The 3,046-nt window shown below is 74.5% G+C and carries 3 protein-coding genes; 2 read left to right on the forward strand and 1 reads right to left on the reverse strand.

The features are described 5' to 3' along the window. Positions 1-95: 95 nt before the first annotated feature. Complete coding sequence (gene purB / locus ACYC1Z_RS10395; RefSeq protein WP_461409450.1) at positions 96-1,535, reverse strand: adenylosuccinate lyase; 1,440 nt, start codon at positions 1,533-1,535, stop codon at positions 96-98. A gap of 120 nt (positions 1,536-1,655) precedes the next feature. Between purB and ACYC1Z_RS10400 the strand changes: the two genes are divergently transcribed. Together ACYC1Z_RS10400 and ACYC1Z_RS10405 are read left to right on the forward strand one after the other, a co-directional pair. Beyond that, entirely contained in the window at positions 1,656-2,048 is a 393-nt protein-coding gene (locus ACYC1Z_RS10400) for a PadR family transcriptional regulator (protein WP_461409451.1), read from the forward strand. Then, on the forward strand, positions 2,045-3,001 hold the full coding sequence (locus ACYC1Z_RS10405; RefSeq protein WP_461409452.1) for an HAAS signaling domain-containing protein: 957 nt from the start codon (positions 2,045-2,047) through the stop codon (positions 2,999-3,001). The genes ACYC1Z_RS10400 and ACYC1Z_RS10405 overlap by 4 nt, the downstream gene beginning before the upstream one ends. Positions 3,002-3,046 lie beyond the last annotated feature (45 nt).

Below are 3,046 nucleotides of genomic sequence, written 5' to 3' on the forward strand. Positions count from 1 at the left end.
TCCGGTCGGCACGCCCTCGACCTGCCCGGCGGGGTTCAGGAGCGCCGACCGGACGGGGCCAGGAGGCGAACCGTCAGGTATGGAGTCCGGTGTGCTCAGGCCTCCAGGTGGCGCACGAGCCGCTCGGCCAGGCCGGTGTAGGTGCCCGGCTCCAGGGCCAGCAGCCGGGCCTCGACGTCAGCCGGCAGGCCCAGACCCGCGATGAACGCCCGCATGCCCGCGCCGTCCACGCGCCGTCCCCGGGTGAGCTCCTTGAGCCGCTCGTACGGGTCCTCCATGCCGGTGGCGCCGGCGATCGACGCCGCGCGCATGGCCTGCTGGACGGCCTCGCCGAGCACCTCCCAGTTGGCGTCGAGGTCGCGGGCCAGCGCGGCGCCGTCGACGTCGAGGCCGGCGAGCCCGCGGCGCACGTTGTCGATCGCGAGCAGCGAGTGCCCGAACGCGACGCCGATGTTGCGCTGGCTGGAGGAGTCGGTGAGGTCGCGCTGCAGGCGGGAGGTGACCAGCGTCGCGGCGAGCGTGTCGAGCAGCGCGCAGGAGATCTCCAGGTTCGCCTCGGCGTTCTCGAACCGGATCGGGTTGACCTTGTGCGGCATCGTCGAGGAGCCCGTGGACCCCTGGGCGGAGAGCCGCTGGCGGAAGTAGCCGAGCGAGACGTACGTCCACACGTCCGTGGCGAGGTTGTGCAGCACACGGTTGAACCGGGCGACGTCGGCGTAGAGCTCGGCCTGCCAGTCGTGCGACTCGATCTGCGTGGTCAGCGGGTTCCACGTCAGCCCCAGGTGCTCGACGAAGCCGCGCGAGACCGCCTCCCAGTCCGCCGTCGGCACCGCGACCACGTGCGCGCCGTAGGTCCCGGTCGCGCCGTTGAGCTTGCCGAGGTAGTCGTCCCGCCCGATGCGCGCGAGCTGGCGCCGCAGCCGGTGCGCGAGGACGGCGAGCTCCTTGCCGAGCGTCGTCGGCGTCGCGGCCTGACCGTGCGTGCGGGCCAGCATCGGGGCGCCGGCGTGCGCGCGGGCCAGGGCGGCGACGTCGTCGGCCAGGGCGGTCGCGGCGGGCAGCCAGACGCGCTCGACGGCGTCCCGCACGGTCAGTGCGTAGGCCAGGTTGTTGATGTCCTCGCTCGTGCAGAAGATGTGCACGATCTCGTGGACCTGCGGCAGCACCGTGCCCGCGCCGAGCGCCGCGGTCGCCGCGTCGAGGCGACGCTTGAGGAAGTACTCGACCGCCTTGACGTCGTGGAGCGTCTCGCGCTCGATGGCCGCCAGCTCCTCGAGCTCGCCGCCCGCGCCGAAGGTCGCGACCACGTCGCGCAGGTACGCCTTGTCGGCATCGGTCAGCGTGGGCGCCCCGGGCAGGACGCCCTGGTCGGTCAGGTGGATGAGCCACTCGACCTCCACGTGCAGCCGGGCCCGGTTCAGCGCCGCCTCGGAGAGGTGGTCGGCGAGCGGGGCGACGGTGCGCCGGTAGCGCCCGTCGAGCGGCCCGAGGGCGACGGGCGGGGTGACGGTGGCCAGGTCGACGCGGTCGGTCATGCCGTCATCCTCCCAGCCCTCACGGCCGGACACGTCACCGTGCCGCGATGCGGCCAACTGCCATCGCCCGGCGGCGGCGATCACTGGACGTGCCGAGCCCGCACCACTAGCGTGTGGCGCATGGTACCCGGTGAGGAGAGCATCCTCTCGAACCTCCGGAGGGGCGCGCTCGAGTACTGCGTCCTTGCCCTCCTGCAGCGCGACACGCGGTACGGCCTCGACATCGCGCGCACGCTCACCGCCGACGGCGTCCTCATGAACGGCGAGGGCACCCTGTACCCGCTGCTGGCCCGGCTCCGGAAGTCCGGGCTCGTGTCCACGAGCTGGCAGGAGTCCACCGCGGGTCCGCCGCGCCGCTACTACGCGCTGACCGAGGACGGTGGCCGCGCGCTCGCGGCCTTCCGACGGACCTGGCGGCCCTTCCGGGACGCCGTCGACACCGCCCTGGCCGCACCCACGCCCGCTCCGCCGACCGAGGGGACGACACCACGGACCGAGGGAACGAACCGATGACCGACACCGACCGCTCCATCGCCGCCTACCTCGACGATCTCGCCCGGATGCTCACCGGCGCCGACCCGGTGCTGCGCGCGGAGGTCCTCGGCGGGGTCCGCGAGCACATCGACGCCGCCCTCGCGGGCCGCACCGGTGGCGGCACATCCGAAGACGTCGATGCGGTCCTGCTCGAGCTCGGCCCGCCCGAGCGCATCGCGGCCGCGGCGCTGGGCGACGGCGCGACCTGGCCCGGCGCTGCACCGGGGTGGGCCGAGCCCGGCGCTGGGCCCGGGTGGGCGGGGCCTGGTACGACACCCGGCGCCTCACCCGCGTGGCCGGGGCCCGGTGCCGCACCCGCGTGGCCGGGGCCCGGTGCCGCACCCGCGTGGCCGGGGCCCGGTGCCGCACCCGGCCAGGTGCCGCCGCGACCGGCCGCCCTCGACCGGTCCTGGGTGCCGCCACTGGTCGGGTTGCTGCTGCTCTTCTCCGCCGGCGTGTACCTTCTTGTGCTCGGCGCCCTCGCCACATTCGCGGTCACCGACACGGTGGTGACCTCCGAGGTCGGCGTGGTGACCGAGTCGGGTGCCTTCCACGCCCCCGCCACCGAGGAGTTCGCCGCCGCGGCGCAGAATCCGCTGCTTACGGCGAGCTACGACATGGTGTGGGTCGTGCTTGCGCCGCTGCCGGTCGTGGTGCTGCCGTGGCTGCTCTCGACGGTGCTGCTCGCGGCGTCCTCGTTGTGGTGCAGCCGACAGAAGTGGTCCGGCGTGCTGCTGCTGCCGGGGCTCGTGGTGCTGAGCGCCCTCACGCTCGCGATCGCGCTCGCCGTGCCGGCCGGCGTGGGCCGATCGGTGCTGCTCGCCGGCGTCATGATCCTGGCGGCGGTCACCGTGGTCCGGGTCGTCGCGCGGGTCTGGGGCGACGGCGCCCGGCGCGCCCGCGAGCTGGCGACCGCGCCGCCGCTCCGCTGACCGCTGACCGCTGACCGCTGACCGCTGACACCTGGGCCCGTGAAC

It is taken from the genome of Georgenia sp., from assembly GCF_054605595.1.

Bases quoted from the DNA above. Each gene is read 5' to 3' on its own strand.
- purB (WP_461409450.1), bottom strand. From the start codon at position 1,535: ATGACCGACCGCGTCGACCTGGCCACCGTCACCCCGCCCGTCGCCCTC.
- ACYC1Z_RS10400 (WP_461409451.1), top strand. From the start codon at position 1,656: ATGGTACCCGGTGAGGAGAGCATCCTCTCGAACCTCCGGAGGGGCGCG.
- ACYC1Z_RS10405 (WP_461409452.1), top strand. From the start codon at position 2,045: ATGACCGACACCGACCGCTCCATCGCCGCCTACCTCGACGATCTCGCC.